Source organism: Actinomadura sp. NPDC000929 (assembly GCF_040492065.1).
Taxonomy (GTDB): domain Bacteria; phylum Actinomycetota; class Actinomycetes; order Streptosporangiales; family Streptosporangiaceae; genus Spirillospora; species Spirillospora verrucosospora.
Genome location: NZ_JBEUPA010000329.1, coordinates 1 through 1506 on the forward strand (window position 1 = coordinate 1; position 1506 = coordinate 1506).

General features: G+C 76.1%; 1 protein-coding gene and 1 pseudogene. Both read right to left on the reverse strand.

Annotated elements, in window-relative coordinates:
- Positions 1–793 (reverse strand): annotated as a pseudogene (locus ABWI04_RS42700) (hypothetical protein); the annotation flags it as partial.
- 479 nt (positions 794–1272) lie between these two features.
- Positions 1273–1506 (reverse strand): hypothetical protein (locus tag ABWI04_RS42705; protein WP_353835978.1); only part of this gene is annotated, 234 nt, incomplete at its 5' end.

Sequence of the window (1506 nt, forward strand, 5' to 3'; positions counted from 1 at the left end):
CCGGCACCGCACGGCGGGAGCGCCCGCCCCGCGCCGAGAAGTCGCGGGACCGGTCCCTCTCGGGTCGTCCCGCGCGCCCGCCGAGCCCCTCGGCCCTCGCGTCGAACCTTTCGGTGCGCCCGCCGCGCGGCTCACCGCGGCCGCCGACACCCCCGGTGCGGTCGTCCCGCTCGGTGCGGGCGTCGAACCGCTCCCTCGGGGCGTCTCGCAGCGTGCTCCGCGCGTCGAACCGCTCGGTCCGCGTGTCCCGTTCGGTGCGGGCGTCCCGCCCGGCGCGAGCGTCGAGACGCTCGGTGCGGGCGTCCTGCTGGGTGCGGGCGTCGGAACGCTCGGTTGGAATGTCCCGCCGCGCGTTCCGGGAGCCCGGCCGCTCGCCGCGGGCGTCGGGGCGCTCCGATCGAACGTCCCGACGCGTGCGGGCCGCGTAGCCCGCGGGGTCGTAGCTGCCGCGCGCGTCGAAGCGATCGGCTTTCGCGTCGTCGCGCCGTTCGGGCGGCTCCGGCCACTGCGCCCGGGGGCGCGGCCGCTCGGCGCCCTTGCCGGAACCGCGCGCGCGGGCCCTGGCCTCGCGCCGCCTGATCTGGCGCCGCGACGGCTCGCGCCGCGACGATCCGCGCCTCCGCTCGGACCAGTCCGGCTGCTCCGACCACCAGGACCCTTCGGGCCACTGGGGGGCCTCGGACCGGGGCCCCCGCTCGGGCTCGGGTCCCGTGGACGGGCGCGCGGGCGTCTCAGCCCACGGTGAAGCATGCGTTTGGCTCCGGGACGCATGCCCGTAATCGCGTCGCGCCATGCCCTCTCCTGTGGAGGAGACGGAGAGCACGGCGAACGCCGACACGTTCCGCGCCGCCGGGCCTGACGCCCGGCGGCCGTCCCGCTGAGACATGACGGGACCGCGGTGTCGGAGCCCGCTCGCTCCCACCACGATCCCCGAACGGATTCTCGCGAATCCGCTCGAACACTCCGGGAGCATACGCCCCCGAAGCAACGTGGATGTCAATCGGTGCCGAAAAAGGCCGATGAGCCTTGTCCCGAGGCGCTTTTTCACCTGTACGCGCGGAGTCCGGCCCGGGTTCACGCCTCCGGACGCGAAGGCCCGGCAGCCTTCTCACCTGCGCGGATCCTCGTTTCCGCGGACGGCGGCTTAGCGACGGCTGATCCGCTCATTAAGGGCGGGTTAACGCCGGCGCCGCGGACGGCCGGCGGCTCTAGCTTCGGAAACGTCAGCGACCGCGGACGCCGGCGGCGGCAGGAGGTGGCCCCATGACACGATCACCGCGACACGGGATCGGCCCGGGGGCGCCCGTGCCTCCGGCGCCTCCACGGCCGGGCACCGTCGCGGGGCCGGGCCCCGCGGCGCCGGATGCCGGGGCCGTGCCCCGCGCTCCCGTCCACGCGGACCCGATCCGTTCCCTTGATGCGGGCCACCGCGCGGCGCCGCACCTCCTCCCGGTTGGCTCGCGCCTCGGGGGTGTCGCGCTTGTCGTAGCCGATCACGGCGACCGC